The sequence below is a fragment of the Myxococcus sp. CA040A genome (genome assembly GCF_013336725.1).
Classification (GTDB): Bacteria; Myxococcota; Myxococcia; order Myxococcales; family Myxococcaceae; genus Myxococcus; species Myxococcus llanfairpwllgwyngyllgogerychwyrndrobwllllantysiliogogogochensis.
The window spans coordinates 315,642-339,950 of the sequence record NZ_JABUMR010000007.1 but is presented as its reverse complement, the minus strand read 5'-3'; the positions used below and the strand labels follow the sequence as shown (position 1 = coordinate 339,950).

Here is a 24,309-nt window from a genome sequence, read left to right as displayed (position 1 = left end):
GTCCTCCATGACACCGAGGTGGCGTGGCGAAGGCGGGGGCCATGAGCACGACGCGTGTCGCGGTGGTCGGCGGAGGCATTGGGGGCCTCACCGCCGCGGGGCTGCTGGCGAAGGAAGGCCACGCGGTGACGCTCTTCGAGGGCGGGGCCTCACTGGGTGGCAAGGCGCAGGCCGTCACGGTGGATGGCGTGACGCTGGACACAGGCCCGACGTTGCTGACGTTGCCGGACCTGGTGCGTGGGACGTTCGAGCAACTGGGAGCGCTCGACCTGATGCCACCCCTTACCGAGCTGGAGCCGCAGTGCTCCTACCGCTTCGGGGATGGGTGCGCCTTCACCGCGTACAAGGATTTGGACCGCACCGCGGACAGCGCCGCCGACGTGAAGCCGGTGGAGCGCAGGGGCATCCGCGGCTTCTACGCGGAGGCCGCCGCCATCTGGGGCGCGGCGGGTGAGCCGTACCTGGAGGCGCCCTTCGAGGGCATGGCCGGGTTCATGGGGCGCGTGGCTCGCCGGGGGATTGGCGCGGTGATGGCGGGCATGCAGTTGTCGTCCCTGCACGGGCTGGCGGTGAAGCACCTGCGCACCGACCACCTCCAGCAGTACGTGGGTCGCTTCGCCACCTACGCGGGCGCGTCTCCCTACGAGGCGAGCGCGGCCTTCGCGCTGATTCCGCACATCGAGCGCGCGTACGGCGTCCACCATGCGCGGGGCGGCGTGGGCGCGCTGGTGAACGCGTTGGGACAGGCAGTGCGCAGGCTCGGCGTCACGGTGCATCTCCAGACGCGCGCCCGCTTCGCGCACACGCGCGATGGCTACCGCGTGGGCCCTGGTGAGGACGCCGCGTGCTTCGACAGCGTGGTGGTGAACGCGGACCCGATGGAGTCCCTGAGTCGTGGAGAGGAGCCGTTGGCGCTCTCCGGCTTCGTGTTGTTGCTGGAGGTGGAGGGGCGCCCCGCGCTGCCCCATCACGCGGTGCTCTTCGGGAGGGACTACCGGCGCGAGTTCGACGAGCTGTTCAGCGGGCAGCTCGCGTCGGACCCGACGGTGTACTTCTGCAACCCGTCCGCCACGGATGCCACCATGGCGCCTCCGGGGCGCACGGGCCTGTTCGTCATGGTGAACGCGCCGCCCTTGCCCGTGGATGCCGCGGAGGCGGACGTGGCGACGCGTGCCTGGGAGCTTCAGGCCGAGCAGGTGAAAGCGCAGATGTTCGAGAAGCTCGTCGCGCACTTCCCGGAGCTGAAGGGGCGCGTGCGAGTCATCGGCCAGCGCTCGCCGGTGGACCTGGCCGCGCAGGGGGCGCCGGGTGGCTCCATCTACGGCTTCCTGCCGCACGGCAAGCTGGGGCCGTTTCGTCGTCCGCGCATCCGGGGCAACACGCCGGGCCTGTTCTTCGCGGGAGGAGGCACGCACCCGGGTGGAGGCGTGCCCCTGGTGATGCTGTCCGGCCGTTTCGCCGCGGAGATGGCCTCCGTGCACCTGCGGAGGGGCGAATGAACACCTTGCGAGACATACCCACGCTGCCCATCGAGGCGGGGGCCTATCGCTGGTTCTACGCGGACGTGACGGCGGGGCCCTACAGCGCGGTGTGTATCTTCATGCTGGGCTCGCTGTTCTCCCCGCGTTATTCGGTGGCGGCGCGACGGGGCGGCCGGCCCATGGAGCACAGCGCGGTGAACTTCGCGCTGTACCACGAGGGTGTGCGCCGCCTGTGGGTGTTGAGCGAGTACTCTCGCGCGGAGGTGGAGTCGGCGGGGCGGTTGCGGATTGGACGCTCGACGCTGACGTATGGAGAGGGCGGAACGGTACGCATGGACGTGGAGGACTGGACGGCGCCCTGGGGTCGGCCCGTGAGTGCGCGCCTCACCCTGGAGCCGCTGACGCCGGTGGGCGAGGTGGTGCGGTTGATGCCGGAGCTTCCGCACTACTGGCAGGCCCTGGCGCCTCGAGCGCGTGCGCGACTGGAGGTGTCGTCGCTCGGCGTGAAGGCGGAGGGGCTGGGCTACCACGACACGAACCACGGCGAGGAGTTGCTGGGCGAGCGGCTCGCGGGTTGGCACTGGGCGCGCACGCATCGCGGGGATGCGACGACGGTGGTGGACTACCACCTGCCGGATGGTGTGGCGCCGCTGCGGATGACGGCGTGCGAGCAGAGCGTGCGTTGTGAGCGGGGGCCGGGGCCGCAGACGCGTCCCACCGTCATCACGGGCTGGGGCCTGCGCGTGCCCACGCGTTTGCAGACGGGCAATGTGGAGGTGGGTGAGGCACGGCTTCTGGAGTCCTCGCCGTTCTATGCGCGACTGGAGGCTCGCAAGGGCGCGCTGGACTGCATGGGTGAGGTGGCGGACTTCCGCCGCTTCCACTCGCCCTTCATCCGCTGGATGGCGCACTTCCGTACGCGGCTGGGGACGGCGGCATGAACGCGCCTGTCCTCCTGTGTCTGGGCTGGGCCGTGCTCGCGACGGGCTTCAGTGGCGTCGCGCTTGCGCGCCTGCTGCGCGTGCGCCGAGGCGGCTCGTTCACGGGGGCACGGCCAGCGCAGGGTCACCTCGGTACGACGGAGATGTCCACGCTTCGGAGCACGGAGCAGTCCGCAGCGGTCCTGTGTGCTCAGCCCGCGGGGAGTCGCCTGCATTCAGAGGACGTGCTCGCGCCTCGGGATGAGGAACCGCCCACCGAGGACCTGCGCCCTCAGCTTGCGCAGCATCACCTTCGTCTTGAAGAAGCGCTCGCGCCTCGGGGCGAGGAATCCCCCACCGACGCACTGTGGCCTCAGTCAATGCAGAGTCTCCTTCGTCCAGAGGATGCGCTCGCGCCCCGGAGCCAGGACCTGCCTGTCGAGTCCGTACGGTCTCAACCAGCACAGAGTCTCCTTCGTCCAGAGGATGCGCTCGCGCCTCGGAAGGAGGAGTCGCCCACTGAGGCACTGCGGTCTCAGCCAGTGCAGAGTCACCTTCATCCTGAGGAGGTTCTCGCGCCTCGGAACGAGGAGTCGCCCCCCGAGGACCTAAGCCCTCAGCTTGCGCAGCATCACCTTCGTCCTGAAGAGACACTCGCGCCCCGAGACCAGGACGTGCCCGTCGAGTCCGTACGGTCTCAACCAGCACAGAGTCTCCTTCGTCCTGAAGAGGCGCTCGCACTTCGGAGCCAGGACGTGCCTGTCGAGTCCCCGCGCACTCCTCCTTCGGTGCTGCTCTTGCGCCCGGTCGATGCGCCTACGCCTCGAGAGCTGGAGAACCTGGCGCTGCCCATCGAGTACGCAGGCGCTCTGGAGCAGGTGGTCGTGTCCCCTTATCGGCCTCGGCTCGCGCCCGGCGTTCGCTGGCTGCCGAGCGACCCGCTCACCCCCAACCGCAAGGTGGGCCACCTGCTCTATGCCCTGGAGACGCTCCCCACCGAGGGCCGCGTGGTCCTCTCCGTCGACGCCGATGTCGCGGTGACCGGCGCGCTGGTGGAGGGACTCGTGGCTCCTCTGGTCCGAGGTGCCGCGCTGAGCACCGCCGCCCCCACACTCGTGGACGTGCGTGACGGCGCCGGCCGCGCCATGGCTGGGCTGCTGCGCTACACGCATCACAGCTTCCTCGCGCTGCACGCGATGAGCGCGGGCGCGAAGGCCGTGTGTGGCAAGGCCCTGGGCCTGTCCCCCGAAGCCATGGAATCGCTCAAGTCCCTGTCCGACCACATCGGCGAGGACCTGGAGCTGTCGAAGCGCCTTCACGCACGCGGCCTGGACGTCGCGCTGAGCGACGCGCCCGCGGTGGTTCCCCTGGGCGATATCGGCGCTTGGGAAGTCCCACTGTCCCGCTTCACCCGCTGGATGCGCGTGCTGGCCAGTCACCGCCCCGCGCTGTACCCCACGGTGCCGCTGCTGTTCACTCCCACCGTGCCCCTGGTGCTGCTGGCGGCGCTTCTGGGCTCGCCCGTGCTGTCGCTCGCGGTCGTGTCGCTCGTGGGTGTGCGCTCGCTGCTGGCGCTCCGACTCGCGGTGCTCGGTGCGCCTCGCGCGGCAAATGTTCGCGACGCGAGCCTGGGACACGCGCTGACGGACTGGCTCCTGGGTGAGATGTTGTTGCTGACGGCCTTCGTCATCTCCCTGGGTCGCCAGGGGATGGTGACCTGGCGGGGGCGCACGTACGCGCTGCTGCCGGGGGGCCGCATGGTCCGGGTGTCGCCGGAGCTGACAGGAGGACCTGGATGACCTACGCGCGTTTCCTCGGGCTGTTCGTCGTACTGCCCATCTTCTTCCTGCTGTGGCGCTACCGCCGCACCTTCACGGCCCGAAGCCTGGCGCCCATGGGCCTGCTGCTCGTGGTCGTCTACGCGGCGACGTCACCCTGGGACAACCTGGCGGTGAAGTGGGGCCTGTGGGGCTTCGATGAGACCCGCATCTGGGGCATCAAGCTGGGCTACCTGCCGCTGGAGGAGTACCTGTTCTTCGGCCTCCAGACGCTGCTGGTGGGACTGTGGGCTCGGGCCCGGCTCGCCCGCGCGTTGGCTCGGCCCGCGACGACACCAGCGTCGGCATCGGAGTCCACTGTCTCCTCCGAGCGAGCCCTGTCCCCGAGCGAGGTGTCCTCATGATGGATTCGCGCTGGGCCTACCTCATCCATCTGGTTGGCTGGACGCTGCCGCTCATCGTGTTCCAGACGGTGGTGCTGGTGCGCCACTACAAGGAACGCTCCGGCGCGGTGCTGCGCGCGGTGCTGCCGCCCGCGTTCATCATCGGCATCTATCTGGCGGTGGCGGACCACCTGGCCATCTCCACGGGCATCTGGAACTTCGGCGAGGGCCTGCACCTGGGCATCTACGTGGGGCTCGTTCCCCTGGAGGAAGTGCTGTTCTTCCTGCTGACCAGCGTGCTCGTGTCGCTGGGCCTGGCCCTCTTCACGGGGCTGGTGGAGCTCTTGACGAAGAAGGAGGCCGGGGCGTCGTGATTCCCGCCGCCAAGGGAGGCCCCTTCGGGTGGGCGCTGGACGCGTACATCGGGTGGAAGTTCCGCTCGGCGTTCCGGGGCATGTGGGTGCGCGGTGAGCTGCCCGCCGCCGGCCCGGGGAGGCTGGTGTACCTGAACCACGCCAACTGGTGGGACGGCTTCATGCTGCACCAGCTCTCCCGGGTGGCGGGGTGGGACGCCTACTGCCTGATGGACGAAGAGAACCTGCGCCGCTACCGCTTCCTGGCGCGCATCGGCGCGTTCAGCATCCGCCGCAAGGACGCGGTGTCGTCGGTGGAGTCGCTGCGCTACGCGAAGGACCTCCTGAAGCGTCCGCGCGCGGCGCTGTATGTCTTTCCCGAGGGCGAGCACCGTCCCTTCGGCGAGCTGCCGCTGCGGCTGGAGCGCGGCGTGGAGCTGCTGGCACGCGTGGCCAAGGTGGAGTGCGTGCCCATTGGCGTGCGCTACGCCTTCTTCGAACACGAGCGCCCGGACGTGCTGCTGGAGGTGGGCACGCCGCATCCGCCCGGCTCGCTGGCCGTCTTCCAGCAGGGCCTGGAGTCAGTGGTGCGAAAGCTGGCGGCGGTGACGACGCTGGAGGGCTTCACGCGCAAGGTGTCGGGCGCGCGGGGCGTGGCGGAGAAGTGGGATGCGGCCCGGGGAGTGGGGCCATGATGTTGCGCATCCGCACCATCGCCCGGCTGACGGGCATCCGAGAGGCAACGCTGCGCGCATGGGAGCGGCGCTACGGCTTCCCGCGTCCGATGCGCTCGGAGGGCAACAACTACCGCGTCTACTCGCGCGAGGAAGTGGAGGCCATCCGCCGCGTGGCGCGCCTCATCGAACTGGACGGTCTGGCGGTGAGCGAGGCCATTGCCCAGGTGGTCGCCTCCCCCGTGAAGACGATGCCCCGTGCGGAGCGGCACCAGGAGCGCTTCTGGGCCGCCGTCATGCTGCTGGACGGAGACGAGGTCTCGCGCGTGCTGGACGAGGCGCAGGAGGCCATGGACGTGGACACCTACTGCGACGGCTTCCTGATGCCGCTCCTGCGGGAGATGAGCGCGCGGCTGGATGTCGCCCGCGAGCACCTGGCGTCCGGGTACGTCCGCCAGCGGCTGCGGCAGGTGCTGTCGAGCCTGGAGAGCACGGCGAACGGGCCCCGCGCGCTGCTGGCGTGCCTGGCGGGGGACTTCCATGAAGGGGGCCTGCTGGGCCTGGGGGTGCAGCTCAAGCGCAAGGGGTGGCGGGTGACGATGCTGGGGGCGGATACCCCGGCTGACGCGCTGCGTGCCGCGTGCGAGCAGCTCCACCCGGACATGGTGGCGCTGTCTTTCGTGCAGCGGCGCGAAACGGACGAATTCGCAACGCTGTTGTCGGATGCGCTGCGAGCCTGCGCCCCCTCTCCGGTCGTGGTAGGAGGGCCCGGCGCGCGCGAGCACCTGAAAACCACCTTCACGCTGGGTGCGCAGTACGCGGAGTCCTCGCAGGAGCTGATTGCCCTCTGGAGCCAGGTGCGAACCGCGCAAAGTCGCCCCTGACCCGTATCGCCCATGGCCGAGCGCACCTACCGAATCCACGTCGCCGCGGAGCTGTCAGGGGTTCGGGTGGAGCTCATCCGGGCCTGGGAGCGGCGGTATGGCGTGCTCCAGCCCTTGCGCACGCCCGCGGGCTACCGCGTCTACACCGAGCGGGACGTCGCGCTGCTCAAGCGGCTGAAGAAGCTGACGGACGAGGGCGTGGCCATCAGCGAGGCGGCGAAGCTGCTGCCTCAACTGCTCGAGGAGCTGGACGCCGCGCCCACCGCCACCGAAGACGTCCAGGGCTCCAGCACGGGCCTGGAGTTCTGGCGTGACGCCGCGCTGCTCGCCGCGGAGGCGTATGACCAGGGCGGCGTGTCGGCGGTGGTGGACGAGGTGCTGTCCGCGCTGCCCCCGCTCAAGGCGTTCGAGGGCGTGCTGGCGCCGCTCCAGCGCGAGGTGGGCGAGCGCTGGCACACGGGCGAGCTGTCCGTGGCGCAGGAGCACCTGGTGACGCAGGTGGTGCGCGCCCGGCTGGTGAGTCTGCTGCACGGAGCGCCGGACAGCGGGCGGCGCCACGCCGTGCTGGCGTGCTTCCCGGACGAGGAGCACGAGCTGGGGCTCTTGGGCGTGGCGCTGCGCCTGCGCCACGCGGGCTTCCGGGTGACGCTGCTGGGACAGCGGGTGCCCGCGCTGGATTTGGGGCGGGCGGTGGCGTCGCTGAAGCCGGAGCTGGTGGGGCTGTCCGCCATCACCAATCACGGTGTGGAGGTGTTCCGCGACACGCTCACCCAGCTCATCCGGGCGCTGCCGGACGGCGTGCCCGTCTGGGTGGGCGGCGCGGCGGCGGTGGCCCACTCGGACACCGTCGTCCGACTGGGCGCGCGCCTGTTCAGCGACGAGGACGACTGGGTGAAGGTGCTGAAGGAGTAGGCAGCGGCGCCCGCACGCGCTGGAGCATCGCGATGATTCCCGCGTCTCCGACGGCCCACACGCGCTTGCCGGTGAGCGACGCGGACACGGCATGGAAGCCCGTGGACCCCAGCGACTGCCAGCTCCGCGCGCCATCCGCGGACATCTCCGAGCCAGAGGGCCCGACGGTGACGAGCGTGGGCCCTGGCGCGCCGTGGACCTGCGCGACGCAGGAGCGGTAGCCCGCGGGCCTTGCTCCCCCGGGCACGCTCCACGTCTTGCCGCCGTCTCGCGTGAGGGCCAGGTTGCCCTTGGCGTCCGTGGGGAGCTTGTGGTTGCCGCCCACGGCGATGCCGTCGCGCTCGCTCCAGAAGACGAGCGAGAACACGCCGCCGCCCTCTCCCGTGGCCAGGGGCGTGGTCGCGACACTCCACGACTTGCCTCCGTCCGACGTGCGGAGCACGCGCGCCGCCGCGCCCCCCAGGCCGAACCACGCCTGCTTCGGTGCTCGCACGGCGATGCTGGTGCCGCTGGCCGCGAAGCCCGCCTCGCCGGGGAGCGCCGGAGGAAACGCCTGGGCGGGCAGGGGCGTCCAGGTGGCTCCGCCGTCCGAGGTCGCGACCACGAGGAAGCGGCCCTCCACCGGGTCGCTGAAAGCGAGGCCATGCTTCTCGTCCCAGAACGCCATGCCGTCGAAGAACGCGCCCGGCGTCGGGTTGGTGAACTGGAGCGTCCAGTGCTCGCCGCCGTCCACCGTCTTGTAGATGCGGGACTTGTCACCCTCGCCGATGGAGAGCAGGTACGCGGTGGTGTCGCTGAAGGCATCCACGTCCCGGAAGTCGAGCGCCTCCGCGCCGGGCACGGTGCCCGCCTTCCACGTCTGACCTCCGTCCGTCGTCCGGACGAAGGTCCCCTTGTCTCCGCTGGCCCAGGCCACGCGTCCGTCGACGGCGCTGACGCCTCGCAGGCGCACGGTGGTGTGGCTGTCCTGGGTCACCCACTTCATCTCCGCGCTCCCCAGTGACAGCAGCGCTGTCAGCCAGATGGCTCCCGTCATCATGCCGCGTCCTCCTCGCGGCCCGGGAGGCTAGCTCAGGGCTGGGGATTGGCGAGCTGCTCGTTGGCCAGGGATTTGTTGAAGACGAGGCTCTTGAAGAGCTGCTTCGCCTCCTCGGCGTTGTCGCAGATGGGCGAGCACTTGTACGCGCCCGCGACGTTGTGCGGGTCCCTGCAGTCGTTGATGACGTGGCCGTTCGAGTCCTCGATGGGCGGCTGGAGCGTCACGCAGCCGGCTTGCAGGTGCTTCCATCGCCAGTGGCTCAGACACGCCGGGCCGCCCGTGTCCCAACCCGCCTCGAACTGCATGCCCGACGGGCCCGAGCCCTCCGTGGGCGGGGCGATGATGTTCGGCGTCAGCGCGTCCCACGGCTGGATGAGGGTGCCGTCCTGGGTGAAGGACGTGCCGCTCCCGCAGTAGTCGGCGCGGGCCATCCGGGTGCAGGCCCAGTGGGTCCTCGTCACCGCGCCGGGGTTCGCGCCATCCAGCCACGGCTTGTAGCCCCAGCGGTAGCACTTGGCGAGCACGCCCGGGTCGCACGCGAGCGTGAAGGCGTGGGTGCTCTCCTCGCGCTCACCCGCCTTCGAGAAGAGGCCCTCCAGGGGAAGCGTCCACGCCCAGCCCACGGCGGGGTCCGCGCCCGTCTGGCACAGGTCGATGGGCGACCCGCTGGTGGGCCTTATCTGCAGGCGATAGAGGAAGGTGTCGCCGGTGGCGTCCCAGATGCCGGGGGACTCGGGGATGGTGACGTTGGCCGCGTTGGTCGCGTCCTTGACTTCCAGGACGGTGCCGTAGCCGGACGGCGACGAGCTCAGCATCCGCGCGCCGATGAGCTGCTCACCCCGCAGGTCCTTCACCGTCACCGGGAAGCGGCCGGCGGTGGAGCGCAGCGTCACGCTCGCGCTCTGCGTCGTCGTATAGGGGCCCGTCAACACGGTGAAGATGCCGCTCTTGGGGCAGGTGAACTTCACGGCGGGACAGCTGGACGTGCTGCACTGAAGGTCGGGCCCCGCCGTCCCCACGCCCGAGCCCAGGTAACCCGTGCGCTCGAACTCGCAGGGGCTCTCCCCCGAGCAGACGCGCAGGATGGGGCGGCCCGTGCAGCTCCCCGGTGCTCCCGAGCATTCGCCGCTGGAGAGGGTGACCAGCGTGTTCGGCGAGCAGGTGCCCTGGCCCTCCACGGAGAAGCCACAGGTTCGCTCGGGCCCCGTTCCACGCAGGAGGCACGGGGTGAGGCTGGGCGTGGGGCCCGTCACCGACAGGTTGATTCGGGCGACCAGCTCACCCTTGTAGATGCGCAGCGTCGCCGCGCGGCGGACGCCGTCGTGCAGCACGGACGCTCCCGTGTAGGCGGCGGACGGGATGTGCGAACCGTGGAGCTGCGTGCCCTGGGAGTGGGAGTCGTCGTTTCCAGCGGAGAAGGCCTGGGACTCCAGGGGAGGCGTCGCGTCCTCGGGGGCCAGCGGCCCGCATGCGGCGAGGAGACAGAGACAGAAACTGGGTAACAACAGTCGCGAGATGGCGCTCATGTGAGGGACCTCGGTTTCGTTCAAGGCAGACCCAGGTCCCTAGAGCATGTCGTATGCCACGGACACGTCCGCGCACACCTCGGGGGGAGGGTGGGCGGGGCCTCGGGGAGTGGGGTGAAGTGGCGGTTCTGGCCGGCAAGACTTGCCGGGGTCCGGCGAGGGTTGCCGTTTCAGGGGCGCGGCGTGGCGCAGACGCGCAGGCCGATGAGGGCCTCGCGCTGCGTGGGCTCCACGCGGTCCCGGTTGGCGGAGTGCGCGGTGAGGTCGCTCTGGTACCAACTGCCGCCCTGCGCGGAGGGCTTGGTGGGGTCCACGCTGGAGCGGGTCCACTCCCAGACATTGCCCGCGAGGTCGTCCACGCCGAAGGGGCTGCGCGAGCGCGGGTGGCTGCCGACCTCGTCGGGTCCGAAGCCTCCGGGCTCTCGGCCGTACGTCACGTCGTGGTTGGCGTCGTCCGGGGACAGCCAGTCGCCCCCCGGGTAGCGTCGTCCGTCGGCGCCCCGGGCGGCGCGTTCCCACTCGTGCTCCGTGCAGATGCGCGCTCCGGGGACCTGGCCGGTGCGGTCCAGCCAGGCCACGTAGGCCTCCGCGTCCACGAAGGAGATGGCCGACACGGGGAAGCGCAGCCAGTCCTGTTCGAGACGTCGGTCTCGCTTGCCGTAGCGCAGGCGCTCTCCGTCGAGCACGCTGTAGCTGGCGGAGGCCGGCCGCAGGTTGAGGCGCCACCGTCCGTCCGGCTCCTGGGCCAGGTCCACCACCGTGAGGCGCCGCCGCGAGCCCGGCATGCGCGCGGTGCGCTCCTCGGGCGAGAGGGTCTCCAGGAAGGTGATGTACTGGCCGAACGTCACCTCGTGCCGGGCGATGAGATAGGCGCCGGTCTCCAGCTCGTGCAGCGGGGGCGAGAAGAAGAAGGCCCGGCGCAGGAATTCGCTCTCGGATGCGCCTTGGAGGAAGCGGCCGGGGGGCACGTACACGAAGCCCTCGGGGACGGCGGAGGCTTCGGGCAGCGCGAGGTCCAGGGCGAGGGTCTCGCCCGGTCGCACCAGGATGGGGGCTCGCACGGGGAAGCGACCCGGTGCCTCCACCAGAATCAGATGAGAGCCCGCGGGAAGCTCCAGCTCACGCAGCGGCGTCTGGCCCAGGTCTTGTCCGGAGGATGCCGGTGGCGCAGGTGAGTCCGAGGGCCGCGCCGTGTCGCTCGTTGGAGAGATGTCGGGGGTGGCCTTCAGCAGCCGCACCCGTGCACCCGGAGGCGAGGTGATGATGGAGACGCGCGCGGGTGCCACCAGCTTCCGCTGTCGCAGGCCCGATGTGTCGTAGGCGGCGAGGCGCGTGAGCAGTTGAGTGCGCAGCTCGGGCTGTCGCTGTCGGTCGGCACGCTCCGCGCGCTCCGCGAGCAGGTCCGCGAGGGGCTCGTTCACCCGAGGGCTTCCCGGGTCCAGGCCCCAGGCCGTCTCCAGCGCGGCCTGGGCTCGCAGCGAGAGGGTTTCGACCGCCTGCTCCTCGTCTCGGACGCGCGCCCACAGCGTCTCGGCGGCTTCGCGGCGCTCGGGGCCCGGCGTGTCGAAGAGGGCGAGGGATTCCTGGCGCAGTCGCCGCGCCGTCGCGTCCTTCTCGCGGGCATCGTCGTGGTGCCTTCGTGCTTCGTCGAGGTGCTGCGCGATGCGGGCTTCCAACTGCGCGCGCGACTGCACGCGAGTCACCGCCACCACCGCCAGCAGCGCGATTGGCGCCGCGATGGCCACCGTCCAGCGTGCGGCCCGGCGACGGCGGGCCGTCTGGTGCGAGCGGGCGAGGAAGTCCTCCTGGCCTGCTCCCTCGGGAAGCACTCCGGCGGCGCGCGCCTCGGTGAGCTGTCGCTCCGCGTAGAGCAGCTCGGAAGGTTGGCCCAGTCGTGCCCATTCGGTGGCGGCGCGAGCGAGGCGGTGCCGTATGGCGCGGCGCTGCTCATCCTGACCCAGCCAGCCGCGCAGCGTGTCCCAGCCCGTGAGCAGGCTCTCGTGCGCGAGCGTGTAGACACCCTCGCCGCTCTCGGCCTCGCCCGCCGTAAGCAGGCGACCGCGCACGAGGCCATCCAGCACCGCGCGGCCGTTGTCATCGTCGGGCCCTCGCAGCAACTCCTCGCGAGTGCGGCGCAGTCGCGTTCCCTCGGGAGTGACCAGCTCCAGCAGCAGCTCCCGTGCGCGGGGACGCTGTTCCGGTCGGAGCTTCTCCACCACCGCGTCCGCATGACGGGCCAGCGCGCCCTCCACGCCGCCGAGTGACGCCAGCGCCTCGGCGGGAATGGTGCCTCGCGCGACGTCGCGTGCCTCCCACAGTGCTTCCAGCGCGAACTGCAACAGCGGAAGTCCGCCGTCGGCTCGCGCGGCTGAAGTCACGAGTGTGTCGACCAACGCGGGGGACTCGAAGCGAACGCCGAGTGCGCGGGCGGGACCTTCCACGGCCTCGCGCAGTCCTCGCTCGGACAGGGCGCGGACGAGGTACAGCGCGCGGGGAAGCTCGTCTCCCAGGCCCGGCAAGGCGACCAGACGGGTGAGGCAGTCACTGCGCGCGGTGGCCAGCACGCGGATGCGCGGAACCCGGTGCAGTGCGAGGGCCAGCTCCTCGGCGAGCCGCGTGGCCTGGGTGGGCTCGGAGAAGGTGACGAGTTCCTCGAGTTGGTCGATGAAGAGGAGCACCGGTGGGGCGCCCGAGGGACGACGGCGCAGGGCTCGGGCGAGGGCTCCGGGTTCCTCGGTGGCCACCTGTGCGAGGAGCGCATCGGGGCCTTCCGCGAGCACGGGCGCCAGGGCTTCGGCCAGCGCCTCCAGCGGGTGCCTTCCGGGAGTCCACGAGACGATGGTCCACGCGGGGTTGTCGTCGCCGCGTCCGGCGCTGGCGATGGCGGGCAGCACTCCGGCGCGACACAGCGATGACTTGCCGACGCCCGAGTCTCCCGCGAGCAGGACGAAGCGCTCGCCGCGCAGCCGGTCCATGACCTCACCCAGCTCCGCCTTGCGGCCGAAGAAGACGCCCCGGTGCTCGGCCTCGAAGGTGCGAAGTCCCCGGTAGGGATTGCCGGAGGGCAGGGGAGAGGTGTGAGCGGAGTGGGCCAGGGCTTCCAGGGCCTCGCGCAGCGCGTCTCCGGATTCGAAGCGTTGCTCGGGGGCCAGGGCGAGGCAGCGGTCCACCACGGCGGCCAGTCCGGGAGGAAGGTCGAGGTCCTGCTCCACGAGCAGGCGAGGGCGCTGCTCCAGCACTGCGCGCCCGAGGTCGGACAGAGGCACGTCTTCGTGGGGCGCGGTGCCAGTGCACAGCTCGTGGAGGAGCACACCCATCGCGTAGATGTCGCTGGCCCGGCTGGCCTGCTCACCGCGCCAGAGTTCGGGTGCGAGATAGAGCGGCGTGCCGGGTACGGTGAGCGGGAGGGGCGAGGGTCCTCGGTGCGCGGGGGGCACTCCGTCCCAGGGCCCACCGGGAGACGAGTCGTCGCGAGGGCTCGCGACCTCGCGAGGTTCCGTCGTCGGCCGAGGTGCTCCGCTTTGTGCTCCGTGCGCCGAGGGAGCCGAGTCTTGCGACGTGCTTGATGGATGCTCGTTCGCGAGAGCATCTTGTGAATGCGGCGCTGACGGAACGGCGAGCCGCGGGCGCGTCTCCGATGGCTGCCCATGCGCGACGTTCTCGCGAGGAGGCCCTACTGGGCGCGTCTTCGCTGGTTGCCCTGGCGCGGCGTCCTCGCCAGGGGGCGCCACGGGACGCCTCTGCGCTGGTGGTCCTGGCGCGGCGTTCTCGCGAGGAGGCGCCATGGGACGCATTTCCGCTGGTTGCCCTGGCGCGATGTCCTCGACGGGAGGCCCTACTGGACGCGTCTCCGCTGGCTGTCCTGGCGCGAAGTCCTCTCCAAGAGGCGCCACTGGACGCGTCTCCGCTGGTTGCCCTGGCGCGGCGTCCTCGCTGGGAGACGCTACTGGACCCATCTCCGCTGGCTGCCCAGGCGTGATGTTCTCGCCAAGAGGCGCTACTGGCCGCGTCTCCGCTGGCTGTCCAAGCGCGACGTTCTCGCGAGGAGACGCCATGGGACGCATCTCAGCTGGCGGTCCTGGCGCGGCGTTCTCGCCAAGAGGCGCCATGGGACGCGTCTCCACCCGGGACGTTGGCGAGGAGGCGTCGCCAGGGGGCGTCATGGGCCAGGGCTGCACCAGCGCGTTGAGCGGGGTGGCGTCGCCAGGTGGCGTCATGGGACGCGTTTGCACCTGTGCCTTCGGCGTGGTGCCCCCGCCAACATGTGACACCAGGCGCGTTTCCACATCGGGCTCCGTGCCCCCACGCGCATCCTCCCGGCCAGCTCCCCGTCCCGTGTCGAGCGTCTCGCGAGGTGCCTCTCGCTGTCCCGTGTCGCGCGTCGCGCGCGGTGCCTCTCTCCGTCCCGTGTCGAGCGGCGCCTCTCGCCCCGCGTCACGCGCGTCTCGAAGACCCGCTGTGCTCGTTCCCCCCGTCCACACCAGCGCGCGAGGACCGTCCTCGCCCGTCCACGACTCCGCGAGCCCGAAGTCGAGCAGCTTCACCTCGCCTTCTTCGGAGAGGATGGCGTTGGCGGGCTTGATGTCGCGGTGCAGGACCCCGCAGCGGTGCGCCGCCGCGAGCCCGCGCGCGAGTCCAATCCCCAGCACCAGCACCTGCCGCCCGTCCATCGGACGCCGCAGCGTATCCAGCGGCTCGCCTCGGATGAGCTCCGACACGAGATACGGCTGGCCGCGCACCTCGCCCACGCGGTGGATGGCCACCACGTTGGGATGCTGGAGCCGGGCAATCGCCCGCGCCTCCTGGAAGAACCGCGCGCGTGCCACCGCGTCCGGCAGTCGCCCCGCGGGCGTCGCGATGAACTTCACCGCCACCAGCCGGTCCAACAAGGTGTCCCGCGCGAGAAAGACCTGTCCCATGGCGCCACGCCCCAGGGGGCGCAGCACCTGGTACTCCTCGAACTCGCGGGGGGGCTCCAGCAGCCCGGGTGGCGCGCTCATTCCGGCGAGGTGCCTCGGCGCGCGGAGCGAGGTTGCAGTCCCAGTTGCTTCAGCTTGAACGAGAACGTCCGGATGGGCATTCCGATGAGCGCCGCCGCGCGCGTCTGCACGCCCTCCGCCGCCTCCAGCGCCTCCTGCATCCTGCGTCGCTCCAGCTCCCGAATCTCCTGCGCCAGCGGCAGCCGGGGCCGATGCGCCGGAGCCAGCGCATGCTCCGGTTCAGGCTCCACCACCTCCGCCTGCGCCGCCGTCCGCCCGCTCGACATGCGCGCCGGCAGGTGGTGCGGCTCCACCACGTCGCCCGTCACCGCCGCCGCCACGTAGTCCATCAGGTTGCGCAGCTCGCGCACGTTGCCCGGCCAGGTGTGCCGCGACAGCGCATGCAACGTGCCCGACGCCAGCTCCAACTCCCCACGCCCCAGCGCCACGCAGGCCCGCTCCAGGAAGTCGCGCGCGAGCATGGGCACCTCGCGAGGCCGCTCCCGCAAAGGAGGCAGCAGCACCGTTGCCGCACCCAGCCGGAAGTACAGGTCCTGCCGGAAGCGCCCCGCCGCGACTTCAGCCTCCAAATCCCGATGCGTGGCGGCCACCACGCGGATGTCGATGGGCCGCTCCCGCGTATCTCCCACTCGCGTGATGCGACGCACCTCCAGCGCGCGCAGCAGCTTGGCCTGCGCGGACGCGGGCAGCTCGCCCACTTCATCCAGGAACACCGTGCCGCCCTGCGCGCTCTCCAGCAACCCCGCGCGCGACGTGGTGGCACCCGTGAACGCGCCGCGCTCGTGGCCGAACAGCTCGCTCTCCACCAGGCCTTCCGGGAGGGCCGCGCAGTTGACGGGCACGAAGGGACCGGAGGAGCGACGCGACCAGTGATGCACCGCGAACGCGGCGTTCTCCTTGCCCGCGCCCGTCTCTCCGCACACCAGCACCGGCAGCTCGCTCGCGGCCAGCCTGCGCAAAAGCGCGTAGAGCTGCGCCATCGCCGGGTCCGCCACCAGCACCGTGCGCTCGCCCAGCGACACCCGGGTGATGTCCTCCGCCGCCGAGGCGAAGCCCCCCGGCGCCGCTGTCCGCGCGGCCGTGCGCGCCGCGGCCACCAGCGTCTCCGCGTCACAGCCATCCGACGGACACGTGGCGGAGCCCAACCGCGCGCGAGGGCACGCACTCAAGAGCGCCTCCACGCGCTCCCCCATCCCCTCCTCGCCTGGATCTCCCGACACCTCGGGCAACAGCCACAGCAGGTGCTCACCGTCCAGCCAGCCCGCCGCCTCCGCGGGCCCCGCGTCCGAGCCCAGCACCGCCTCCACCGCCTCGCGCTCGGAAGCGCCCTGCTCGGCCAGCGCGAGCGTCAGCACCGTGAGCGGCCGGCCATAGCGCAGCGCGCGTTCCACCTCCTCGCGCAGCTGCCCCATCAACCGGTCCGCGTCGAGCGCCCTGCGCGCGGGCATGGGCCGGCGCTTCGCCCGCACCACCGCCACCACCGCGCCGAAGGAGAGCACATCCCCCGACAACAGCGGCCGCGCATCCTCGAGCTGGCGGCCGTTGATGGACGTCCCATTCTGGCTGCCCAGGTCCACCACCCGCGCGCCCTCGTCCGTCACCAGGATGCGCGCATGACGTCGCGACACGCTCTCGTCCTTCAGCTTCAGGTCCGCCTTGTCGTCGCGGCCCACCAGCACCACGCCCTCGGCCGGCAGCGGGAAGCGCCACGACGACTCGCCCTCCAACACCAGCAGGTACGCCGCGCCCGTCCCGGAAGGCTCCGAGGGGGTGCCGATGGGGCGGGTGTCTCGAGCACTGGGAGGCGGAGCGGACATCGAGCGGTCGTCCATGCTGGCACGCCCGCGTCGAGTCGAGCAACCCATGGGTACCCAGGAAACAAGGAGCCGCTTGGGACCCGAGCGAAGGATGCTCACTTGCGCAGCGTCATGGGCAGACGCTCTCCCGCCCGGGAGAGGTAGACGCGCGAGCTTCGGCGGCCCCCTTCGTTCTGGGGACGTACGACGGCCTGCCCCCGCAGGCCCTGTACGCGCAACAGCGAGGTCAACAACTCCGCCTGGGCATCACCGTTGTCATGCTCCACCTCCAGCGTGCACAGGTGGGTGCGGCACTCCACGCGGGTGAGCCGCGAGCCCGTGAAGTCCGGGCCCTGAAAAGACCTGGTGACGAGCGATTCGGTGGGGACCGCCCACTGCGTGTCCCGAGGCTCCGTGTTCGCGGCGGCCTCCAGCTCCGCGTCCAGCTCCATCACCCGCTCCCGCCGACGCTGCTCTTGCGCCGCCTGCTCGGCCTCCTTCGTGGGCGCGGTGTCCGGGCCCTCGGAGCCCTCCTCCTTCGCGGTGACGCTCCCCCCCGGAGGCGTCGCCGGCGCATGGGGCTGCTGCTCCAGGCGGCCCTGTGCGCGGCGCAGGGCCTCCAACTCCGCGCGCAGCGCGCGCACTTCCTGCTCCAGGTCCGCTGGAGGTCCGGTGTGAACTTCCGCGACGGCCGGAGGTGTCGCGCCCTGCATGGGCACATCCCCCCTCAGACTCCACACTCCGGCGACGGCCACGGTGGCTCCAGCCAACCCCAGGACTCCCCAGCGGACCTTGGACATGGTGGCTACTCCGAGATGTAGAAGCTGGAGAGCGTGGACTGGAAGCCGGAGTAGGGGCCCGGCAGCTCGCAGCGCAGGGCGATGTAGCCGTTCACGGACGCGAAGGCCGTCGCCAGGTTCAGCGAGATGGTCTTCGGGTTGGCGGTGTCGGCGCCGGCGGTGCAGCCGGAGTCAGCGGTGATGGCCGTCCCGTCGGGCTCGGTCAGCGTCGCGGTGCAGCAGACGTTCTCGGTGAGGTGCGGGTCTCGCGCGGTGATGAGGAAGGAGACGTTCTCGTTGAACGACGGGGCGACGACGTTGCGCTGCACGGGACAGACGACCTCGATGGCGCCGCCGGTCTGGTTGATGAGCCGGCCGCTGCGGAAGATGCTGGGCGCGGCGAAGCCCGACACGGACGTGCACAGCGCGCCCGCGTAGGTCGCGGGACCGGCGACCGCCGGCAGGGCACCGAGCAGCGCGAGCGCCGCCACCGACTTCTTGAACGTGTTCTTCGTCATGGGATTTTCCTTGTCCTGCGCGCCACCCCCGAGATGTCGCGTCATGCGCAAACCCGGGTGGCGTGCTGGGACAGGGAAGAGCAACGAAGATGCCAGCGCCTGTCGGCCCGCCTTTCGAGGGAGGGGACGCGCGCCCCCGGCAGGAGTTGCCGCACGGCGCGGTCTTCGGACCGGCAAGGCTTGCCGTCCCCGGCGAAGCTTGCCGGGGTGTGAATGACGAAGCCCCGGCCACCTACGGGCGCCGGGGCTCAGGCTCACGACAGGAGTTGTCGCGCGCTACTTCGCGGCGTCGAGCTGTGCGACCTTGCTCTGCGTCTGCAGCGCCGGGGGCGAGGCATTCAGCGTGCCCAGGTACAGCCGCCCGTGGAAGCCGTCCGGCCGCGCGGCGTCGAAGAGCTGCACGCCCTCGTTCACCTTGGAGAGCTGCAGCGCTTGATTCGTCGGGCTGATGGCGAAGACGTTGCACTCCACGTCCTCCCAGACGCTGTAGCGACAGGCGAACTGGGTGCCGCGCTTGAAGCCCACATCCAGGGCGCGCACGGACGAGGGCAGGGCCCGGGCCACGCGCGCGCCGAACGGCTCGAAGTCGCCGTCCCAGCCCACCTTCGCGGTGCGCGCGTGCACGCTGCCGGTGAGCACCAGCGTCCAGGACTGGGCGCGCTTGGACTGGAAGGCGAGCAGGTGTTTGGCCATCTGCGCCTCGCGCTCGTTGCCCTGCACCTTCTCCCCGTCGATGGCGGCCAGGGCCACGTCCTTGCCGGAGACGCGCAGGCGGCGCACCTGCTCGACGAGCCAGAGCATGGCGCGGCTGCTGCGACCGTCCTGGTACACGCGGCGCCAGAAGGCGCTCTCCGACAGCAGCTCCTGCGCGTCCTCGGACGTGCCCTCACTGGCGAGGTAGCGCTCCAGCAGCGGCTGCTCGGAGATGGGCGCCGACAGGGCCAGCGTCACCGGCAGCCCCTTCGACGTGGCCTCGCACAACATCCGCAAGGCGGTGGACGGCACCTCCTGGGTGCCCAGCGGGTCCGCGACGAACAGCACCTGCCCCGCGGCCAGCAGGGGGCTTGCGCCCTCCACGGGCTCGCCGCACTCCGCCGCGCGGACCGTGCCCGCTTCGCCCGTCTCTCCCCAACCCTCCATCATCACCGAGCGCATGGGCACCGGCGCGTTGCCGCCCACCAGCTCCAGCGCCGGCACCATCTCCAGCCGCTCGAGGAGCTGCCGCTCGATGCCCAAATCGCGCACGCCGTGCACCATCCGGAAGCGCTCCATGCCCGGCGCGTTCGGGAACGGGTCCTCGAGCGCGACCTGCCGGCGGAAGCCCTGCGCGTTGGTCTCGGTCCGGAAGGCCTCCAGCCGCGCATCCAGGGGGTTCGAACTCTGGTCGGAGAGCAGGTCCCTGTTTATCGAGCCCGCCACGCGAGGCCCCTGCTCCACGACGTTCTCCATCTCGTTGTAGCTGAGCCGGAAGACGCGGACGAGCGTCTTGCGAGGCCCCAGTCGCTCGCCCTTGACGTAGTAGCGCTCGAGGGTGCGCAGGTTCTTGTTGTTCTTCCCGGGCTCGTGCGCGGAGGAGAACAGCTCCAGTCCGCCGTCCTTCTCCAGCACGTCGTAGCGCTCCGACTCCAGGATGCGCCGGGCCGTCATCATCGCGTCCTCGACGGGCACCAGGTACACCGTCTCCTCGACGGGGGTTTCGAACTGGCCTGTCTCCGGGTTGATGTTCGACCCGAGCGGACGGGTGAGCGACGCACACCCCGTGAGCATCAATCCCAGCAGCAGTCCGTACCGGCGCATCTTGGCTCCCTGTTCCAGGCGTGAGCTGCCCGGTGCGTCACTCCCACGCAAAACGCCCGGCGGCCGGCGAGTATATCGCGGCCTCCCGCACGGCTCAGTGCGTCGCCCGCGCGGGTGTGTCGACAGGGGCACGGGCCTGGGCGTGCAGTGCGGGCGGCGATGCACTCAACGCGCCCAGATACAGCCGGCCGTGGAATCCCTCCGGAAGGGGCGCGCCGAACAGCTCCAGGCTCGCGGGCTGGCCCACGGGGTGTCGCGTCTGTTTCGAGGGGCTGATGGCGAAGACGTCACACTCCACGTCCTCCCAGACGCTGTAGCGACAGGAGAACTGGGTGCCGCGCTGGAAGCCGATATCGAGCGCCTGGACGGAGGGCAGCTGACCTGCGAGCCGTGCGCCCAGCGGCTCGAAGTCGCTGTCCCAGCCGACCTTCTGCGTGCGCGTGTGTGTGCCTCCGGCGAGCACCAGCGTCCACGCGGGGGCGTGCTGGCGCTGGAAGTCGAGCACGTGCCGGGCCATCCACGCCTCGCGCTCGTTGCCGCTCGCCTTGTCGGCGTCGAAGGCCAGGAGCGACACGTCCTTGCCACTGGCGCGCAGGCGGCGCACCTGTTCGATGAGCCACAGCATGGCGCGGCTGCTGCGACCATCCTGATACACGCGTCGCCAGAAGGAGCCGTTGCCCAGGAGCGTCTGCGCGTCGCTCGCGAGTCCGGCGCTGGCCAGGTAGGCGTCGAGCAGGGCCTGCTCGGTGGAGGGAATCGACAGGCCGAGCACCACGGGAAGTCCCTTCGCCGTCGCGTCACATACCAGCCGGAGCGCGGCCGAGGGCACCTCGCGCGTTCCCAGGGGATCCGCGAGCAGCACCGTGGCGCCCGCCGTCATCACCACGTCCGTGCCGGCCAGGGGCGCGCCGCAATCGGGTTCGGGGACGGACGCCGGGGCTTCCTCCGCCCACTCCTCCATCATCACCGAGCGCACGGGCACGGAGGCGTTGCCGCCCACCAGCTCCAGGGAGGGCACCATCTCCAGCCGCTGGAGGAGCGTGCGCTCGATGCCCAAATCCCGGTTGCCGCGCGCCAGGCGATAGCCCTCCACCTGGGGCGCTCCGGCGAAGGGGTCTCTCTTGAAGGGATTGTCCACGCCGTCCGCGTTCCGGTGCGCTTCTTCCCGGACACCGGCGGCCAGGGGCGGCGTCTCCGCCACGGTGTCGATTTCGCTGTAGGAGAGTCGGAAGACGCGGACCAGCGCCCTGCGCTCGCCCAGCTTCTCGCCCTTCACGTAATACCGCTCGAAGTTGCGGGAGCCGGCGCTGCCCTTGCCGGGCTCATGGGCGGAGGTGAACAGCTCCAGCCCGCCTTCCTTCTCGAAGACGTCGTAGCGCTGCTCCTCGAGGATGTTGCGTGTCATCGCCATCGCATCGGCGAGGGGGACCAGGTAGACGGTCTCCTCTTTCGGCGCGGGCTCGCCCGCCTCGTCGATGGGGACACCCAGGCCGCGCGAGAGGACCGCGCACCCCGAGCACACCAGCCCTAGCATCACCGCCATCCAGCGCATGGGAAGCCTCCATGGGCGCCTGGCTGCTCGCGACTCCCGGCCGCCCGCCTGTCACTCGACACGGAACGCTCCGGCGCTCCGGCTATATCGAGACGCGAGGGGGTGGGTTGGTGCCGGGGCCGCGGCTGTAGTGAACTGCGGTTCGTGCCCGCTCCCCTCGCTGTCTCCGCCGCGTCTCAGGAACGGACGGTCGGTCCGCTCCAGCTCCTCGCCCTGGGCGTCAACGGCATCGTCGGTGTCGGCATCTTCTTCGCCCCCGCGGAGGTCGCCGCGACCACGCCGGGCATGGGCGCGGTGCTGGCCTTCGCGCTCACGGGGCTCTCGCTGATTCCCGTGGCGCTGGCCTTCGCGGTGCTCGGTCGTCGCTTCGACGCGGATGGGGGGCCCGTCGTCTTCGCGCGGGCGGCCTTTGGCGAGCGAGTCGCCTTCCTCGTCGGCTGGGTGGCCTACGTCAGCGCGTTCCTGAGCACGGCCGCCGTGGTGGCGGGACTGTCGCAGGCGGTGGCGCCGTCGCTGGGGCTGGAGGGGCCGGTGGGGCAGCGCCTGCTTGCCTCCGCGCTGGTGACGGCGCTCGCGGCCATCGTCGCCTCGGGCATCCAGGTCTCCGCGCGGACGTGGACATCGCTCACGGTGCTGAAGCTGCTGCCGCTGGCCGCGCTGCTCATCGCGTTCTCACTCGCCTCGGGGCCCCGGCCCGTCATCGCGCCCACGTCGGGGCTCGCGGATGGCGCGTGGCTGCGCGCGGGGCTCACGGTGATGTTCGCGTACCAGGGCTTTGAAATCGTGCCGGTGATTGCCGGACAGGTGCGCTCGTCGGAGCGCAGCGTGCCGCTGGCCACGGTGGGCTCGCTCCTGGGCGCGGTGCTCTTGTACGTGGGGCTCGTCTGGGCGTGTGTCGCGGCGCTGCCGGAGCTGGCGACGAGCGCCGCGCCCCTGGCCGCGGCGGCGGGCGTGTGGGGCGGGACGGGCCTGTCGCGGGTGGTGTCGGCGGGCACCAGCGTGTCCGCGCTGGGCATCTGCGTGGGGATGATGGTGACGACGCCGCGCTACCTGTCCGCGCTCGCGTCGGGAGGCCGGTCGCTGTTGGGGCTGGAGGGCATGTCACCCCGGGGCGTGCCCCTGCGGGCGCTGGCCGTCACGTGGGGCGCGGTGCTGCTCTTCGTCAATCTGGGGAACCTGTCGGAGCTCTTCGCGCTCTCCAGCATCGCCGTGCTGATGCAGTACGGCGTCACGGCGGCGGCGCTGGCGTGGCTCTCGTGGAAGCGTCAGCGGGGCCTGCGCCCGGTGCACGCGATATTGGCGGTGCCCACGCTGGGGCTCGGCCTGACGCTGGTGGCGTTCGGCGCGAGCCTTCGGGAGGCCGCCACCACCGGAGTCGCGGTGGTGGCGGGCCTGGTGCTGCTGGGGCTGTCCAGGCCGAGGGCCTAGAACTGGCTCCAGAGGTACTGGTTGGTGATTTCGTGGTGGAACTGGATTTCGGACGTCTTCACGCGGGCGCCCAGCTGCTTGGGGCAGCGCTCGGCGGAGGCCGTCTTCAGCTCCGCGAACTTGGACTGCACGTTCTCACCCAGGATGTTGGCGATGAATGAGCTGCCCTTGAAGAGGCGGATGGCGTCGAAGATGTTGTCCGGCAGGAAGCGGGTGCGGCTGCGCTTGGACTCCGCGTCCTCCTGCGGCTGCGGGCCTTCCAGGCCGGTGCGGAGCAGGGAGTAGAGCACCAGGTACGGGTTGGCGTCCGGGGCGACGGAGCGGCACTCGACGCGCGCCGAGCGCTCGTTGCCGTAGGGGATGCGCACCATGGCGCCGCGGTTGTTGGCGCTGGCCTTGATCTGATTCGGGGCCTCGTAGTGCGGGTCCAGGCGGCGGTACGCATTCACGCTGGAGTTGAGGACCAGGCAGATGTCGTTGGCGTTGGTGAGCAGCCGGTCGATGAACTCCCAGCCCATGGGGCTCAGGTTGTCCTGGCCGGCCTTGTCGTAGAACAGGTTCTTGTTGTTCTTCGACAGCGACATGTTCATGTGCATGCCGTTGCCGTTGACGCCCGTCACCGGCTTCGGGAGGAAGCTGGCGGTGGTGTCCATCTGCGCGGCGACCTGGCGGCACAGGAGCTTGTAGAGCTGAATCTGGTCCGCGGAGATGAGCGCCTCGCTGTACGAGAAGTTCATCTCGAACTGGCTGGGGGCGACCTCCGGGTGGTCCTTCTCGTTCTGGAAGCCCATGGCGCGCTGGGCCTCGGCGGCCTTGTCGATGAAGGCGCGCAGCGGGTCTCCGGGCAGCGAGTGGTAGTAGCCGCCGGTGGAGATGAAGTCGAACTTGCCCGTCTCGTGGTAGTGGCGCTCGGCGTCGCGGCCCTTGAAGAGGAAGCCCTCGACTTCGGGCGCGGCGTGGAAGACGGTGCCGTCCTTCTGGTACAGCGCCTCGGTGATGCGCTTGAGCTGGCCGCGCATGTCCGCGTGGTACGGGCTGCCGTCGCGCTCCAGCACTTCGCTGAACACCAGCACCTTGCCGGGTCCGAAGATGTCGGAGGGCAGCCAGTAGAAGGAGCCCCAGTCGATGTTCAGCCGCAGGTCGCTCTCCGACTGCTGGGAGAAGCCGCGGATGGAGGAGCCGTCGAAGGTGAGGTTGTCGGCGCTCTTGAGCAGGAACTTCTTGTCGTAGTCCAGCATGTGCAGCCGACCCTCGAGGTCGGTGAAGCACACGGTGACGGCCTTCAGGTTGCGCTCGTCGGTGAGGTACTTGATGCGCTCCTCGCGGACCTTGTCGGCGGCCACGTGCTGGACGCGCTGCTCCTTCACCTTGAGGTTGCGCTCCTCCAGCTCGTCGTAGGGAATCTCCAGGAAAGTCCGCAGCCCCTTCGTCTCCATGTGTCCGTGCCTCCAGGCCGGTGACCGCCGTCAAACGGCGGCAGCGAATCCGT

Annotated in this window: 18 protein-coding genes; 9 read left to right on the top strand and 9 right to left on the bottom strand. The window is 70.8% G+C overall.

What is annotated here, in order from left to right; genetic code table 11:
* The first annotated feature begins 41 nt into the window (after positions 1–41).
* The 8 genes from HUA75_RS31395 to HUA75_RS31360 all read left to right on the top strand — a co-directional run bounded on the left by HUA75_RS31395 (position 42) and on the right by HUA75_RS31360 (position 7,385).
* The gene (locus HUA75_RS31395) at positions 42–1,499 is read left to right on the top strand and encodes an NAD(P)/FAD-dependent oxidoreductase (protein WP_141647701.1); all 1,458 of its coding nucleotides are present in this window, start codon (positions 42–44) and stop codon (positions 1,497–1,499) included.
* Positions 1,496–2,422, top strand: a complete 927-nt coding sequence (locus HUA75_RS31390; RefSeq protein WP_141647700.1) for a carotenoid 1,2-hydratase — start codon at positions 1,496–1,498, stop codon at positions 2,420–2,422. The genes HUA75_RS31395 and HUA75_RS31390 overlap by 4 nt, the downstream gene beginning before the upstream one ends.
* Positions 2,423–3,156: 734 nt before the next feature.
* On the top strand, positions 3,157–4,200 hold the full coding sequence (locus HUA75_RS31385; protein ID WP_371746235.1) for a glycosyltransferase: 1,044 nt from the start codon (positions 3,157–3,159) through the stop codon (positions 4,198–4,200).
* On the top strand, positions 4,197–4,583 hold the full coding sequence (locus tag HUA75_RS31380; RefSeq protein WP_174488476.1) for a lycopene cyclase domain-containing protein: 387 nt from the start codon (positions 4,197–4,199) through the stop codon (positions 4,581–4,583). The genes HUA75_RS31385 and HUA75_RS31380 overlap by 4 nt, the downstream gene beginning before the upstream one ends.
* On the top strand, positions 4,580–4,936 hold the full coding sequence (locus HUA75_RS31375; protein ID WP_141647698.1) for a lycopene cyclase domain-containing protein: 357 nt from the start codon (positions 4,580–4,582) through the stop codon (positions 4,934–4,936). Before HUA75_RS31380 ends, HUA75_RS31375 begins: the two co-directional genes overlap by 4 nt.
* On the top strand, positions 4,933–5,610 hold the full coding sequence (locus HUA75_RS31370) for a lysophospholipid acyltransferase family protein (RefSeq protein WP_174488475.1): 678 nt from the start codon (positions 4,933–4,935) through the stop codon (positions 5,608–5,610). Before HUA75_RS31375 ends, HUA75_RS31370 begins: the two co-directional genes overlap by 4 nt.
* Complete coding sequence (locus HUA75_RS31365) at positions 5,607–6,473, top strand: cobalamin-dependent protein (RefSeq protein WP_141647696.1); 867 nt, start codon at positions 5,607–5,609, stop codon at positions 6,471–6,473. Before HUA75_RS31370 ends, HUA75_RS31365 begins: the two co-directional genes overlap by 4 nt.
* 12 nt (positions 6,474–6,485) lie before the next feature.
* On the top strand, positions 6,486–7,385 hold the full coding sequence (locus tag HUA75_RS31360; protein WP_174488474.1) for a MerR family transcriptional regulator: 900 nt from the start codon (positions 6,486–6,488) through the stop codon (positions 7,383–7,385).
* Here HUA75_RS31360 and HUA75_RS31355 read toward each other — a convergent pair.
* The 8 genes from HUA75_RS31355 to HUA75_RS31320 all read right to left on the bottom strand — a co-directional run bounded on the left by HUA75_RS31355 (position 7,345) and on the right by HUA75_RS31320 (position 21,392).
* A complete protein-coding gene (locus HUA75_RS31355; protein ID WP_174488473.1) occupies positions 7,345–8,424 on the bottom strand; it encodes an oxidoreductase in 1,080 nt (359 codons plus the stop codon). The genes HUA75_RS31360 and HUA75_RS31355 overlap by 41 nt on opposite strands.
* A 32-nt stretch (positions 8,425–8,456) precedes the next feature.
* Complete coding sequence (locus HUA75_RS31350) at positions 8,457–9,950, bottom strand: ADYC domain-containing protein (protein ID WP_141647693.1); 1,494 nt, start codon at positions 9,948–9,950, stop codon at positions 8,457–8,459.
* Positions 9,951–10,120: 170 nt separating this feature from the next.
* Positions 10,121–14,950 (bottom strand): SUMF1/EgtB/PvdO family nonheme iron enzyme, encoded by a 4,830-nt coding sequence (locus HUA75_RS31345; RefSeq protein ID WP_174488472.1) that lies wholly within the window; start codon positions 14,948–14,950, stop codon positions 10,121–10,123.
* Positions 14,947–16,782, bottom strand: coding sequence for a sigma 54-interacting transcriptional regulator (locus HUA75_RS31340; protein ID WP_254627858.1), 1,836 nt, complete (start codon positions 16,780–16,782; stop codon positions 14,947–14,949). The genes HUA75_RS31345 and HUA75_RS31340 overlap by 4 nt, the downstream gene beginning before the upstream one ends.
* 80 nt (positions 16,783–16,862) lie before the next feature.
* Positions 16,863–17,546 (bottom strand): hypothetical protein, encoded by a 684-nt coding sequence (locus HUA75_RS31335; protein ID WP_141645142.1) that lies wholly within the window; start codon positions 17,544–17,546, stop codon positions 16,863–16,865.
* 5 nt (positions 17,547–17,551) lie between these two features.
* Positions 17,552–18,043, bottom strand: a complete 492-nt coding sequence (locus tag HUA75_RS31330; RefSeq protein ID WP_141645141.1) for a hypothetical protein — start codon at positions 18,041–18,043, stop codon at positions 17,552–17,554.
* 276 nt (positions 18,044–18,319) lie between these two features.
* Complete coding sequence (locus tag HUA75_RS31325; protein WP_141645140.1) at positions 18,320–19,840, bottom strand: hypothetical protein; 1,521 nt, start codon at positions 19,838–19,840, stop codon at positions 18,320–18,322.
* Positions 19,841–19,934: 94 nt separating this feature from the next.
* Positions 19,935–21,392 (bottom strand): hypothetical protein, encoded by a 1,458-nt coding sequence (locus tag HUA75_RS31320; protein WP_174488471.1) that lies wholly within the window; start codon positions 21,390–21,392, stop codon positions 19,935–19,937.
* Positions 21,393–21,536: 144 nt separating this feature from the next.
* Here HUA75_RS31320 and HUA75_RS31315 point away from each other — a divergent pair, with 144 nt between their 5' ends.
* On the top strand, positions 21,537–22,820 hold the full coding sequence (locus HUA75_RS31315) for an APC family permease (RefSeq protein WP_141645138.1): 1,284 nt from the start codon (positions 21,537–21,539) through the stop codon (positions 22,818–22,820).
* Here the strand turns inward: HUA75_RS31315 and HUA75_RS31310 are convergent.
* A complete protein-coding gene (locus HUA75_RS31310) occupies positions 22,817–24,256 on the bottom strand; it encodes a glutamine synthetase family protein (RefSeq protein WP_141645137.1) in 1,440 nt (479 codons plus the stop codon). The two genes, HUA75_RS31315 and HUA75_RS31310, sit on opposite strands and share 4 nt — an antisense overlap.
* Positions 24,257–24,309 lie beyond the last annotated feature (53 nt).